The 14,440-nt window shown below is 53.5% G+C and carries 13 protein-coding genes; 5 read left to right on the forward strand and 8 right to left on the reverse strand.

Annotation, left to right across the window (positions count from 1 at the left end):
• Positions 1–17 precede the first annotated feature (17 nt).
• From recO to OGM59_05620, 5 genes are all read right to left on the reverse strand, one after another.
• Entirely contained in the window at positions 18–770 is a 753-nt protein-coding gene (gene recO / locus OGM59_05600; protein ID UYI90180.1) for a DNA repair protein RecO, read from the reverse strand.
• A gap of 190 nt (positions 771–960) precedes the next feature.
• Positions 961–1,854, reverse strand: a complete 894-nt coding sequence (gene era, locus OGM59_05605; GenBank protein UYI90181.1) for a GTPase Era — start codon at positions 1,852–1,854, stop codon at positions 961–963.
• Positions 1,851–2,357 (reverse strand): rRNA maturation RNase YbeY, encoded by a 507-nt coding sequence (gene ybeY, locus OGM59_05610; protein ID UYI90182.1) that lies wholly within the window; start codon positions 2,355–2,357, stop codon positions 1,851–1,853. The genes era and ybeY overlap by 4 nt, the downstream gene beginning before the upstream one ends.
• Complete coding sequence (locus OGM59_05615; protein ID UYI90183.1) at positions 2,357–3,316, reverse strand: PhoH family protein; 960 nt, start codon at positions 3,314–3,316, stop codon at positions 2,357–2,359. The genes ybeY and OGM59_05615 overlap by 1 nt, the downstream gene beginning before the upstream one ends.
• The gene (locus tag OGM59_05620) at positions 3,313–4,128 is read right to left on the reverse strand and encodes a hemolysin family protein (GenBank protein ID UYI90184.1); all 816 of its coding nucleotides are present in this window, start codon (positions 4,126–4,128) and stop codon (positions 3,313–3,315) included. Before OGM59_05620 ends, OGM59_05615 begins: the two co-directional genes overlap by 4 nt.
• Positions 4,129–4,236: 108 nt before the next feature.
• Between OGM59_05620 and OGM59_05625 the strand changes: the two genes are divergently transcribed.
• From OGM59_05625 to OGM59_05645, 5 genes are all read left to right on the forward strand, one after another.
• Positions 4,237–5,322, forward strand: coding sequence for an FkbM family methyltransferase (locus OGM59_05625; protein ID UYI90185.1), 1,086 nt, complete (start codon positions 4,237–4,239; stop codon positions 5,320–5,322).
• Positions 5,323–5,419: 97 nt separating this feature from the next.
• The gene (locus tag OGM59_05630) at positions 5,420–6,538 is read left to right on the forward strand and encodes a mechanosensitive ion channel family protein (GenBank protein ID UYI90186.1); all 1,119 of its coding nucleotides are present in this window, start codon (positions 5,420–5,422) and stop codon (positions 6,536–6,538) included.
• A complete protein-coding gene (locus OGM59_05635; GenBank protein ID UYI90187.1) occupies positions 6,535–7,317 on the forward strand; it encodes a sulfite exporter TauE/SafE family protein in 783 nt (260 codons plus the stop codon). Before OGM59_05630 ends, OGM59_05635 begins: the two co-directional genes overlap by 4 nt.
• Positions 7,318–7,371: 54 nt before the next feature.
• Complete coding sequence (locus OGM59_05640) at positions 7,372–8,703, forward strand: sulfatase-like hydrolase/transferase (GenBank protein ID UYI90188.1); 1,332 nt, start codon at positions 7,372–7,374, stop codon at positions 8,701–8,703.
• Entirely contained in the window at positions 8,703–10,229 is a 1,527-nt protein-coding gene (locus tag OGM59_05645; GenBank protein ID UYI90189.1) for an MFS transporter, read from the forward strand. The genes OGM59_05640 and OGM59_05645 overlap by 1 nt, the downstream gene beginning before the upstream one ends.
• Before the next feature lie 296 nt (positions 10,230–10,525).
• Here the strand turns inward: OGM59_05645 and OGM59_05650 are convergent, their stop codons facing one another.
• From OGM59_05650 to OGM59_05660, 3 genes are all read right to left on the reverse strand, one after another.
• Positions 10,526–12,091 (reverse strand): MFS transporter, encoded by a 1,566-nt coding sequence (locus OGM59_05650; GenBank protein ID UYI90190.1) that lies wholly within the window; start codon positions 12,089–12,091, stop codon positions 10,526–10,528.
• A 126-nt stretch (positions 12,092–12,217) separates the two neighbouring features.
• Positions 12,218–12,775, reverse strand: coding sequence for a GNAT family N-acetyltransferase (locus OGM59_05655; protein ID UYI90191.1), 558 nt, complete (start codon positions 12,773–12,775; stop codon positions 12,218–12,220).
• 61 nt (positions 12,776–12,836) lie between these two features.
• A complete protein-coding gene (locus OGM59_05660) occupies positions 12,837–14,342 on the reverse strand; it encodes a glycoside-pentoside-hexuronide (GPH):cation symporter (GenBank protein UYI90192.1) in 1,506 nt (501 codons plus the stop codon).
• Positions 14,343–14,440 lie beyond the last annotated feature (98 nt).

A 14,440-nucleotide genomic window follows, 5' to 3' on the forward strand; every position in this document is an offset into this window, starting at 1 on the left:
CTCTATCCATTATGATGCTATGTAGTCGCGTCCCCGGCTTGCAGGGACTTGTAGAATTCCAGTGTGGTAAAGCGCCGGTCCAGCCGCCGCAGGGTGTACTGCTCCGTCACTTGGCCCAGCAGTGCCATTTGCTCCGGCGACAGAGCAAAGCCAAAAATACGCCCCGGCTCCGTCAGGCAAATGTAGCGCACGGCGGTCATCACCGTCTTGGGTACCGCCACGGCGCCTGCCTTGGGGCAATGCTCACAGTAAATGCAGCCCCCGTCCACATCAAAGTACATCACCGGTGTTTCATACGTCCCGCAGTTGGCGCAGGCCAAAATATTGGGCATATAACCGGAGATGGACAGGGCGCGCAGCTCAAACACCGCCTTAATCTGCACCAGCGGCTTGGTACCCTTGCACAATAGGTGCAGGGTGTTCAGCAGCAGGCGCAACAATTCCGGCGCCGGTTGTTCCTCCGCCGCCAATTCGTAGCTAAGCTGGGCAAAATATTGGGCAGCTGCCAGCCGATCAATATCCTGCCGCAAGCCAAAAAACACCTCAATGGGTGCCGCACTGTCTACCGTATAAGCGTCGCGCCCACGGTACAGGGCAAACTCGCCATAGCAAAAAAGGGAGGTGGCAGCCGCACGCCGATTCTTCAGCTGCTTGCCGCCTCGCACAAACGCACGCACCAGCCCGTGATCCGCCGTCAGCAAAGTCACCAGGCGATCATTCTCCCCGGTGGTCTGCTCCCGTATCACTAACCCTTTGGTGGTACTGTTCATGCCCCTCTTGTCGTTCCTCTTCCTTGTATTTCAAATAATCGGCCACACGGCCGGTTTGTATAAACTGTTGCCAGCTGTTCTCTGCCATCGACATAGGATCACCGTTTTTATTGTATCCTATGCGTGCAACGCCATTTGTGCCAAATTCATCCAAGGACAAAATCCAACACCGCAGCGGCAAAAAATCGATTTATTCGTTATCCAAACCAAAGTTGTGGATCAGACCCTCACGGTTGCGCCAGTCCTCTTTCACCTTAACCCAGGTGTGCAGATTGACCTTGATCCCGAAAAAGCGCTCCATATCCTGCCGAGCAAATGTGGCGATCTTTTTAAGCATAGCGCCGCCCTTTCCGATGACCATACCCTTATGGCTCTCCCGCTCGCAGTAAATGGTGGCGTCCACATCCAAACAGCTGCCGTCCGGGCGTTCCTTCATCTTCTCAATAGCAACGGCAATGCCGTGGGGAATCTCTTTATCCATTAGGCGCAGGATCTTCTCCCGAATCATTTCCGCCGCCAGCACCCGCTCCGGCTGATCCGTCAAGGTATCGTCCGGAAAAAAATGGGGCGACGGCAGCGCCAGGCGTTCCATCTCCGTCAGCAGATCCTGCATACCCTCGCCGGTCTGGGCGCTGCAAGGCACCACAGCCGTAAAGTCATACAGCCCTGCCAACTGGCCAATGCGGGGAGCCAGTTCCGTCTTGTCCCGCAACATGTCAATTTTGTTAATGGCCAGGATCACCGGCAAGCGCTGCTTTTTGCACATTGCCAGCAGTTCCTGCTCCTTATCGTTGAGCTCGCCCTTAGGCTCCACCACAAACAGGCAGGCGTCCACGCCGCCTACCGTGTCGCCTACCGCCTGGTTCATATGCTCGCCCAGCTTGTTGTGGGCATGGTGAAAACCGGGGGTGTCCGTAAACACCAACTGCACCTCGTCCCGAGTCAGCACACCCATGATCTTGGTACGGGTGGTCTGTGGCTTAGAAGACACAATGGCGATCTTGCTGCCGGTAAGTCGGTTCAAAATAGAAGATTTGCCCACATTGGGCTTGCCGATAATGGCAATAAATGCAGATCGGGTCATGACTCGTCTCCCATGTAATAGCTACTGTCCCGCTTCCAGCCGATTTGGGTCAGCACGGTTTCTTCCTTTTCGCGCATACGCACTTCTTCCAGTCCGCCCTGCTCATGGTCGTAGCCCAGCAGGTGCAGCATGGAATGGACGGTCAAAAAGCCGATCTCCCGCTGCAAGGGGTGATTATACAGCTCTGCCTGCTCCATGGCTTTCTCCATAGAGATCACAATATCCCCCAGCAGCTTGGCGCCGGTATCGTGGTTAATGTCGTACACACCGTTCTCCCCCAGAGGGAAGCTAAGTACGTCCGTCTCTCTGTCGATGTTCCGATATTCTTTGTTCAGCTCACGGATCTGTTCGTTATCCACAAAGCGCACGCTCACCTCTGCGCTGCCCTCGAAATGCTCCAGCTCCAGCACAGCGTGGCAACAACGGCGGATCAGCAACCGAATACCGGTAGGCACCTTCACTGCCTTTTGATCGTTTGAAATGACCACTTTTACAGATTCCATTACTTGTTTTTCTCCTCATATTTTTCATACGCCCGAATAATGTCCTGCACCAACCGGTGGCGCACCACATCCTTCTGGCTGAATTTATGAATTTCAATATCATCTACATGCTTTAGAATGTCCATCACCTTCACCAGCCCGGAGCGCTTGCCCTCCGGCAGGTCAATCTGGGTAATGTCGCCGGTGACCACCATTTTGGAGTTGAACCCCAGGCGGGTCAAAAACATTTTCATCTGCTCCGGCGTGGTGTTTTGGGCCTCATCCAGGATAATAAAACTGTCATCCAAGGTACGCCCACGCATATAGGCCAGCGGTGCCACCTCGATAGCGCCTCGCTCCTGGTAGCGCTGAAAACTCTCAGCCCCCAGCATATCAAACAGCGCGTCATATAACGGGCGCAGGTACGGGTCTACCTTACTTTGCAGGTCGCCGGGCAGGAAGCCCAACTTCTCCCCCGCTTCCACCGCCGGGCGGGTCAAAATGATCCGGTTCACCTCTTTGGCACGAAAGGCGGTGACCGCCATTGCCACAGCCAGGTAAGTCTTACCGGTACCGGCCGGGCCCACGCCAAAGGTGATGGTGTTTTTGGCGATGGACTCGCAGTACCGCTTTTGGCCCACGGTCTTTGGCTTCACCGGGCGACCCTTGGCCGTCACGCACACCGAGTCCGTGGTCATGAAGGAGAGCACATCCTCGTTGCCCTCGCCCACCAGCGAGATCACATAGCGCACATTCTGCTCCGTCAGCTGCTCGCCTTTGTTAATTAGAGTCAGCAGTCCGTTCAGCGCCCGGGCAGCGGCGGCCACATTCTCTGCGTCCCCCACCACCTTCAGGTCTGCACCGCGGCAGGTGATGGTCACGCCGTACTCCCGCTCCAATAGCTTTATGTTTTCATCGAAGCTGCCAAACAGGTTCGCTGCCTGTTCCATCGCTTCAAAGGTGATTACCTGTTCTGTCATACTTTAACTTCTGCCTTTATCCGTTCAATTCTGCGCTCCTCTACCCCGCAAACGGTAAAGTGCACATTCTCATAATCCACCGTTACCGGCTGGGTCTCCTTGCCGGTGGGAAGATAGCCCAGGCGGCTGATCAAAAAGCCTGCCAGCGTGTCATAATCCCCCTCCGGCAAGGGCACGCCCAGCGCCTTTTCCGCGTCATTCATATCTACCGAGCCATCAAAGGTGAAGGTGTGCTCCCCGGTTTGGATTACATCCGCCTCTTCCTCGTCGTACTCGTCCATAATATTGCCCACAATGCTCTCCAGAATATCCTCCATGGTCACCAGCCCGGCAGTACCGCCATATTCATCCACCACAATGGCCATCTGGATACGCTTGTCCGTCATAGTGGCGAACAGCTTGCCGCAGGGAATACTCTCCGGTACAAACAGCGGCTCCCGCACATAGTCCGTCAGCCGGGTGCCCGCCGGCACAGGCTTACCCACAAAGGGCAGCAGGTCTTTTACATAGAGAATGCCCTGCACATTATCCAGATCCTCGTGAAATACAGGAATCCGGGAACACCCTGCCTCCAATGCAAAGGCAGCGGCATAACCGATGGTGGCCGTCTCCTCCACTGCCTCAATCTCTGTGCGATGGGTCATAATATCCTCCGCACAAAGCCGGTCAAAATCAAAGATATTGTGGATCATTTCCCGCTGAGACGCTTCCAGTTCTCCTTTGGCCTGGTCCTCGTCCACCAGCTGGCGAATTTCCTCTTTCGTTGTGCTCTCTCGCTTAAATAATCGGTCAATCAGGCTGTTCCCGCCCATAATGGCCCCTGCCTCCTGTGCAATACAAATTTTTCCGTTTATTTATTATATACACTTTATTTTAGATTGTCAAATATGTTAAGATATAAGGCAGAAAGGCAGGTAGCTATGATAGACGATTTGCTGACGGAAGAGAATATTTGGGACCGACTGCGCCGGGAGGGCAAGCCCCTGGTGCTCTATGGCATGGGCGACGGGGCGGAGAAAATCAATGCCGTGTTAGAAAGCAAGGGAATGCACATCACTGCGGTCTTTGCCAGTGATGATTTTGTGCGAGGCCAGTCTTTTTTGGGCCACACGGTGCAGCGCTACCGGGAGGTGTGCGCCCAATTTACGGACTTTAATGTGGTACTGGGCTTTGCCAGCCAGCGCCCGGAGGTACTGGAAAACATCGCCCGGATCAATCGAGAGCACCCGGTGTATGCACCGGATATTCCGGTGGCCGGCGTAGGGCTGTTTACCCGGGAATACGCCGCTGCCCACCGGGCGGAAATAGAGACTGTTTACGCCAAATTGGCCGATGAGGAGAGCCGCCGGGTGTATCATTCCGTATTGCGTTACAAAATCAGCGGTAAAGTTGATTACCTTTACAATTCGTTCGCAAATATGGACGAGATTTTTACCGAAATTTTGCAAGTGAACCAACAGGAGATTTTGGTGGATATGGGTGCTTATAACGGCGACACAATTCGCCAATTTTTGCAGTATTCGTGCGGAAAATACAAATCCATTTACGCCTTGGAGCCAGATGGCAAAAACTTCAAAAAGCTGTGCCGCTCCACCGAGGGTATGCAAGGCGTTCACCTTTACAATAAAAGTGCCTGGAACCGGCAGACCACTTTACATTTTAATGCCTGTGCCGGGCGCAATTCCCACCTGTCGCCCACCGGTACGGCGGTGGAGGCCACGGATCTGGACAGCCTGCTGCAAGGCGCGCCGGTGACCCTGCTGAAAATGGACATTGAGGGCAGCGAAAGCAAGGCGCTGACCGGCGCCGCCCACACCATTATCACCTGGCGGCCCAAACTGTATGTATGCGCCTACCATCGCAACGAAGATTTGTTCTCCCTACCGCTGCAAATTCTAAACCTTTGCCCGGACTACAAGCTGTACTTCCGCCACAGTCCGTACATTCCGGCGTGGGAAAGCAATTTTTACTGTATTCCGACCCATTTGGACGACAACGACCATTAACGCCCCGCTGCATTGACAAGGTCCTTTACAAATTATATAATAGATTTTACGGCTTATGAAATGAAGCGTCCTCTTTGGAGGGCAGTTAGGAATGTCTATGCTGACCATCGCAATACCGCAGTTCGTAGAGAACCTGCGCAAAAACATACAAGGAGTAGAAACCACTGAAGAACTGCTGATCCGCACGCTGATCGCTGTGGGGAGCGTTGTGGTGCTGCTTCTGTTACGAAATATCATTTCCGGGGGAATACTCACCGTTATTGGCAAGACCTTTTGCCGCCGCAAACCCCGGGTGCAATCCCTGATTAAAGACGGACTGAAAAAGCCCCTGGCCTTTTCCTTGGTACTGGCCGGCATTGCCCTGGGTCTGCAAATCATCGCCCCCTCCGGAGAGCTGCATAAGATCGGCCTGTTTCTCATTAAGGCCGGCGGCATTGTGTGCGCCTGCTGGGGCGGCGTGCGCCTACTGAACGGCGAGCTGGACAACTATACCTTTGACACGGCAGCCGGCGAGGACAAAACCCGGCTGACCGCCTTTCGCTTTATCTCCAATGTAGCCAAGATCGTGATCATCTGCATCGGCGCACTGCTGGTGCTGGAACTGCTGGGCTACTCCGCCACACGCATTTTTGCCGCTTTAGGCATCGGCGGCGTGGCTGTGGCCTTTGCCTGTAAAGATGCGGTGGAGAACCTGATCTCCGGCTTTATCATTGTATTTAACAAGCCGTTTCGCGTGGGGGACTTTATCGCCGTTGGAGAATTAAGCGGTACGGTGGAGGACATTGCCGTGCGCTCCACCACCCTGCGAGCGCTGGACGGCAGCCGTTATGTGCTGCCCAATACAGCCCTGACCAATCAGAGCATTATTAACTATGCGGATATGGAAAAGCGACTGATCGACCAAACTTTCACTTTGCATTATAAACACAGCCGCACGGACTTAGAGCGGTTTGAGCAGGATCTGCGAGCACTGTTGCAGGCCGATCCGGCAGTCGTACAGGATGATATTCGAACAGATTTTGTGAATTACGGTGCCCACGGCATGGATGTGCAGGTGTACTATTATGTGATCGCCCCCACCGTAGTGGAGCTGGGGCAAATCAAAAATCGTTTGAACCTGCAAATCAAAGAGCTTCTCGACAAAGAGGGCTTTGAACTGGCATACAATTCTGCCACTGTTTACTTGGAGCAAGAGACGGAGGGCAAGGATCAATGATGTTTGTTGTTTACGGCGTAATTATCTTTCTCGCTTCCGGCATCGGCGCCTTTTTAGGCGGCGGCTCCGGGGTGATTATTAAACCGCTGCTGACCCTGCTGGTAGACGACACCACCGAGGTCATCAACTTTATCTCCTCCGTGTCCGTTTTTGCCATGAGTTGCAGTTCCACCGTAAAGCACCTGCGTGCCAAGACCAAGGTGGACTTTAAGACCGTGCTGCTGATCTCTGCCGGGTCTATTTTAGGCGGCTTTGCAGGCAAGCACATTTTTGATCTGTTTAACCGACTGCTCAGCGACAACCTGGCTATGGCTTACCAGGCTGTACTGTTGGCCTGTCTGCTGACAGTGGCTCTATGGTATGTGAACAAGGGCAAAAAGAGCTTTCACTTAAAGAACCCGATCACCATTCTTCTGGGTGGCGTCGTGCTGGGCATTCTGTCCAGCTTCTTGGGCATTGGCGGCGGACCCATCAACATTATGTTCTTCCTGCTGTTCTTTTCTATGAGCATGAAGGAAGCCACTGTGTACAGCGTGGCCGTCATCTTCTTTAGCCAGCTGTCCAAGCTGGTGACCTATGTAGCCACCGCCACGGTGCCCAAGTTTGACTACCGCATTCTGCTAATTGCGGCCCCGGCAGCTGTGATCGCCGGTATCATTGGCGCAGCACTGAATAAAAAGGCTAACAACAAGATCGTCACCCGGGTATTTTCCGCGGTGCTGGGCGTATTTATCTGCCTGAATATCTATAATGCAATCACCGGCTTTATGGCCGGATAAATAAAAAGACAATACGCTGCGCCCACGGGTGCAGTTCAGGAACAGGAGTTGAACATGGCAAAGCGTAAGAACATCATCTTCTACTTCAGCGATCAGCAGCGGTGGGATACCGTCAATGAAACGGTGACCCCTAACCTGATGCAGCTGGCCAAAGAGGGCACCCTCTTTGAGAACAACTTTACCTGCCAGCCGGTGTGCGGCCCGGCCCGTGCATGCCTGCAAACCGGTGTGTATGCTACCCAGTGCGGCTGCTACTGGAACGGCATTCCCCTGCCGGAAAGCATTACCCCGCTGGCCCATTACTTTAACGAAGCCGGGTATGACACTGCTTATGTGGGCAAGTGGCACTTGGCCTCTGACCGGCTACCGGGGATCGGCACCCACTGCGAGGCCACGCCGGTACCGAAAGAGAAGCAGGGCGAGTACCGCTACTGGCGGGCAGCGGATGTGCTGGAATTCACCAGCCACGGCTACGACGGCTACATCTTTGACGGCGACGGCAACAAGCTGGACTTTACCGGCTACCGGGCTGACTGTATCAACGACTTTGCTCTGGAATACCTGGAGAGCGGACGGGAGGCAGACAAACCCTTCTTCCTATTTATCAGCCAGCTGGAGCCCCACCACCAAAACGACCACCATCATTACGAGGGCTATAAAGAGACCGTCAATCAATACAAGGACTATCCTCTGCCCCCGGACCTCACCTTCCTAAAGGGTGACTATAAAGAGATGTACCCGGACTATATCTCCGCCATCAATCGGTTGGACTATAATGTGGGCCGCCTGGTGCAAAAGCTCAAGGATCTGGGCATTTATGATGACACGGTTATCATCTATTCCTCAGACCACGGCAGCCACTTTAAGACCCGCAATTTGGAGTACAAGCGCTCCTGCCACGACAGCGCCACCCACACCCCGCTGATCATCAAAGGCGGCGGCTTTGACGGCGGCAAGGCAGAGAACCGGCTCACCTCCCTCATTGACCTGCCCCCCACTTTCCTGAGTCTGGCGGGCATTCCCATACCGCCCAGTTACATGGGCAAGGATCTGTGCCAAATGCAGCAGACGACACAGCCGCTTCACGACTGTGTGTTTATGCAGATCAGCGAAAGTCAGTGCGGCCGCGCCATTCGTACGGACCGGTTCAAATACGCGGTGCGCACCTTAGCACCTACCGGCTATCTGAAGTACAATGCCGGTGTATACTTTGAGGATTATCTTTATGATTTGGAGAAGGATCCCATTGAGCGCTGCAACCTGATCCGTGATCCCCGTTACAGCCATGTGCGCCAGGAGCTGAAATACCTGCTGCTGCGTGAAATGAAAAATGCCGGAGAAGCCGCACCTGTGATTCTCCCCGCCCTGAAAGTGAGGAAAAAATAATGAACGAACCACAAAAAAAATACCTAACCACCAGGGAGCGGATATGCTTTACCGTGGGTGCCTTCGGCCGCTCCGGTATTTACACGCTGATGTCCATGTTTACCTTGGTATTCTTCCAAAACGGCGCCGGACTGTCCCTGTCCCAGGGTACCACAATCATCTTGATTGGCCGTATCTTTGACGCTCTCAATGACCCGGTGATGGGCATGATCGTAGATCGCACCAAGTCCAAGTGGGGCAAAATGCGGCCTTATCTGCTGTTTGCACCGGTGCCCATTGCTATCTGCACAATATTGCTGTTTACTGCGCCCTTTAAGGAGGGTTCCACCGCCGCCTTTGTGTGGGCGCTGATCACCTACATTCTGTGGGGTGTGGCCTTTACCGTGCAGGACGTGCCTTTCTGGGGTCTGTCCTCTGTGATTACCCCGCTGGAGAGTGAGCGTACTTCCTTTATTTCCACCGCCCGCCTGGGCTCCACCTTCGGTGGCATTCTGCCGGCGTTGCTGGTGCCCATTCTGTACCAGAGCAACATGGGCTATAACAAAGGTTTCTTTGTAGGCGCCCTGATCTTTGCCCTGCTGGGCTGCGGGCTGTCCATTCTCATCTTCTTTGTATCCAAAGAGCGCGTGCCCAAGATGGACCACACCCCCTCCTTCAAGGAGACTTTTGTGGTGCTGGGCAAGAACAAGCTGCTGCTGATCGTTATTGCCGCTTCCGTTCTGGGCTCCACTATGGTTACCGCCAACCAATGCGCGGACTATATCGGCAATTACATTATTATTCAGAATTATACAGACTTCCGCCAGATCTTTATGGACTTCCTGCCCGGCGCACAAAGCACCCTGGTACCCAATGTGGACGCTGCGGCAGCCTATTCCTTCTGGATCCCTCGCGGCACCATTGTAACCACCCTAACCGTAGCCATCGGCGTGGGCATGGTGCCTGCCATGGCCATCTTCCCCCTGCTGCGCAAGAAGTTCAGCTTAAAGCAGATCTACATTGGCTCCGCCCTGTTTGGCTTTGCCGTGCACGGCCTTTGCTATGTGATTTTGGCACAAGATGTAACCAAGATCAACATCTTTATCCTGTGGATTTTCCTGTTTCTGATGGGTCTGCCCCTTGGCATTTACAATGTGATCACCTACGCGCTGATTGCCGACTCCATCGACTATTTGGAGTGGAAGACCGGCGAGCGCCAGGAGGGTGTGTGCTTTGCATTCCAAACCTTCCTGTCTAAGGTAAACGCCGCAATTGCCACCTTCGTGTTCGGTCAGCTGCTGGCGCAAACGGACTTTAAGGCCGTAGACAAATCCCTGGTGGATAACGCCGGGCGTCAAATCTTCTTTGAGCAGTCTGCCAGCACCCAAAAAATGCTGCTGGCGCTGGTGACCATTGTACCGGCTGTGGGCTTTATCCTGACCATCATTCCTATGTTCTTTAACAAGTACACCGGCAAGGTGAAGGCCCAGGCCCAGGCTGAGCTGGAGGCTAAGCGCGAAAAGCTGATGGAAAGCGAAGAAGCCTAAATACCCTGAAAATCATAAAAAGCGCTTCCTGCGGGAAGCGCTTTTTATTACCCATTTCTTTGTATTTCCTTTTTAGCAGCAGCGCGCACTGTCCTTGTCCTTTAGCGCAGCCTGAGAGCAGCTGTATTCACGCTTTTTGTCTTTTACGCGTACGGTATCAACAATCGGTAAAAAGCGCACAGAGGGATTGCTGTGCCGTCCTTGCGCAGTCTCGGAAGCCTCTTTTCTAAAGAGCAAGGCATAGAACGCACAAAAAAGCACCGCCGCAGCGGTGCTTTTGTTTTTATTGGTTGATCTTATTCAGCGCTGTCCTCGCCCTTAGCAGCGCGCTTAGCTACCAACTCGCTCAGGATACGGCTATGCTCTTTATCGGACATTGCATACTTAATGGTGGGCAATGCGGAGAGAACCATACCGATGGCAGGCGGAATGGAGATCAGGAAGAACATGGTGGCGGCGTACTTACCGGCGCCGGAACCACCGTCATAACTCAAGAAATCTGCGCCGCTCTTCAGGGCTTCATTCAGCTTCAAAATATTGGCGTCACTATAACCTACAAAGTGGTACACCACAGCAGACAGGATAGAGGCGATACCGCCGGACAGCTTGGTGATAAAGGACTGGCCGGAGAAGAATACACCGTCGGTACGCACGCCGTTGTGGTACTCCTCGTAGTCCACGCAGTCGGCGATCATCACGGACTGGAGCACATTGATACCACCCATGGCAGCGCCTGCAAAGAAGAAGCACAGCCCGGTAAGGACCACCCATACCATAGAGGTCTTTACATCGCCGTGGGCGATCTTAAAGAACACATACAGCAGAGCAAAAGGCACGGCGCCTGCAACGGAATAGAAGTTATAAACGCTCTTTTTCTCGTGCTTGCGAATCAATGACGGAGTAATGCCCATAGCAATAAACTGACCCAGGAACACGGCAGCGGCGATCACAGCCAGGCGCACCAAAATGCTCCAGTTAATACCCACCATAGCACCGGTATCGTCTGTTTTCAACACATTCATAAAGTCGCCGTTGGCGTAATAATAGGTAATCAGCGTCATGGCAATGAGCATGAGCAGCTGAATGGGACTTCTGAGAATACCGGAGATCAAAATCTGGCGGAACGGCTTGTTCTGGAACATAATTTTGAAGTTCTCGGTAAAGGTATATTTTTTCTCTGCCTGCTCCACCCGCTCTTTGGTGCCGATGCCGGCAAACTCAAAGAGAACAGTGGCGATCACGGTCATAATAATCACGGTCAGGATAAAGCCGTACTGAGAAGCCTTGGCCTGAGAATAGCCTTTGCCCTCAAAAATACCGCCTACAACCTGGGCGATCTGCACCACCAGCACGCCAACGCCGCCGATACCGGCAACGATACGGGCCAAGCCCAGCAGCTTGCTGCGGTCGTCCTCGTCCTCCGTCATCAGGGAAGTAATGCCCCACAGCGGAATATCACACACGGTAAAGCACATACCCCAAGCGATGTAAGACACGGCAGCCCAAGCCACGATCAGCACCTTTTGGGTGTTTGAAGTGGCAGTGGCATAGTTGCCGTTGAGGAATGCCAAAACGGTGACCACGCCGATAATGGCAGGGAAAATAATCAGGTACGGACGGCATTTGCCCCACTTGGTACGGGTGCGGTCCACAATGGTGCCCATCATCGGGTCATTGATGGCGTCCCACACACGAGCCAGGGCAAAAATCCAGCCCAAAGCCATTGCCGGCAGGCAAATTACATTTTGGAAATAGAAATACAGACCTGTGGCTACAATGTTGTAGATCAGGTTTTGACCCAGCATACCGGTGAGGTACATATTACGCTCTTTTTTGGTATAGGTCCTTGTTTGGTTTGACACTTTATCGAGTCCCCCTATATTTTTTCTTCTATTTTACCAGTATGTGTAGCAAATAGCAAGTATTATTTGTGCAAAAGCGACAGTGTGCGTCAAAATGAAAGACATTTGTCCACTTTGCAATTTCACTTACAGCCGCAGGGACAAAGATACGATGTTATGGCCGTAATCGTAACTCTCTGTAAAGCCGTATTTGCGATACATTTTGTACCCGGCGGAGTCTCGGCTGACCCCGCAGCAGGAAAGGTAGTCTACGCCCCGCTCCCGCAAATGACGGCACAGGGTGTCCATTAGCCGTGTACCCCACCCCTGCCGCTGATAGGGCGGCAATATATCCAGGTGGAAGTGCACCGGCCGGTTTTTGATTTTGCCCAGGCACCACAAATAGCCCAGCAAGCCCGCCGCCTGATCTGGCGCTGTGCGCAACACCCGGCGCAGATAAGTGGTGCGGTAGCGATGTACAAAGCCCCGATAGTCCGCAGCACAGAGAATGTACCCCACTGCCCGATCGCTTTCGTCCGCCAGCACAAAAATATGATCCGGCTCGTAGGCAGTAAAATAGTCGTTATAAATCAGCGTTACCGCCTCTAAGGTGCGCCCGGTTCTTTGAAACGGCTTGGCCGCCGTCTCCCGGCAAATTTGGCGCAGCCGGTCCCGGTCCGCCGGGCGATAGGGTCGAATGGTCATAATGCCTCCGAATATAGCAAAAGCCTGAGAGCCGCGCAGCCCTCAGGCTTTATTGGTTTCATCAGTTATCTGCGGTTTCTTCTGTCTGGGCATTACGGCGCTGCACCAGCGCTTCCAAAATGGTGCGGTGCTCCTCGTCTGTCATACCGTAGTGACGCAGCGGAATGATGGACAAAAACAGACCGATAGCCGGCGGGATCGAACACAGGAAGAACATCATCCCCGCATACTGGGGAAACTGATCCTTAAAGGACGCACCGGCACGCAGAGCCTCGTTGCAGGCGCTTACATTGTCGCCGCTAAAGCCCACGATGGAGTAGCCGACGCCCTGAATAATGGAGCTGATCCCGGCGGACAGCTTGGTAATAAAAGACTGGCCGGAGAAGAACACACCGTCCGGCCGATAGCCCTTGTGGTACTCCTCATAGTCCACCGCGTCGGCGATCATCACGGACTGGAGCACACTCAAAGCGCCTATGCCGCCGCCTGCCAGAGCAAAGACCACAAACAGGATTGCCACCCACAGCGGCTGATCCAGATCCCGGGGCGCCAGCAGGTACACCGGGTAGATCAGTGCAAAGGGAATGGCGCCCATAATGGTAGAGCCGATGAGCATACGCGTTTTATCGTGTTTCTCCGCCAGCTTGGGCACCAGCGCCATGGCGATAAACTGACCGCCAAAAATAGCGCCGCCGAAGATAATCATATACAGCATATAATCGCCAAAGTAGTTGCCGTAGTAATAAGACATCAGGGTCATGGCAACAGACAGCAAAATCTGAATGGGCGAGCGCAGCACACCGCTAATCAGCTGGTTGCGGAAGGGCTTGTTGCCCCACATGATCTTAAAGTTCTCCTTAAACCCGAACTTTTGCTCCGCAGAGGGCACACGCTCCCGCACAAAAACACCGGTCATCTGGAACATACCACAGCCGATTACCGTTAAGATCACTGCCACGATGATAAAGCCCATTTGTTGGCCCTTCAGTACAGAACCGGCAGCGGACTCCAACTTTTTCCCCAGTGCCTGAGACAGCGGATTGATGGTCAGCAGCACCACGCCGCCGCCCAGGCCCGCTGCAATACGGGCAAAGGAGAGAATGGACGCCCGGTCCTTCTCCACCTCTGTCATACGGGAGGTCACGCCCCACAAGGGAATATCCCCTACCGTGTAGCACATACCCCACAGGATATAAGACACGGCAGCCCAGCCCACGATCAGGGCATTCTTGCCCGGGGTGTTGGCAGAGCTATACATACCGTTACAGAAGGTCAGTATGGTGATCACCAGAATAACGGCCGGTGAAAACAGCAAATACGGTCGGCACTTGCCCCACTTGGTGTTGGTGCGGTCCACAAAGGTGCCCATCATTGGGTCGTTAATGGCGTCCCACACCCGCGCCACGGCCATAAAGATACTGATGGCCATTGCCGGAATAAAGATCACCGACTGGAAGTAGAAATACAGCCCGGTGCCGATGATGTTGTAGATCATATTCTGACCCATCATACCCACCAGGTACATATTCCGTTCCTTAGCCGTATATGTACGTACTTGACTGGACATAGAAATCCCCCTTTACCTTTCTATATTACCAGTTTTATCATCGCTTCGCAAGCATTATTTGTCAATTTTGCACAAAAGCGACAAAAGGGGACAACCGT

Source organism: Oscillospiraceae bacterium (assembly GCA_025757685.1).
Classification (GTDB): domain Bacteria; phylum Bacillota; class Clostridia; order Oscillospirales; family Acutalibacteraceae; genus CAG-217.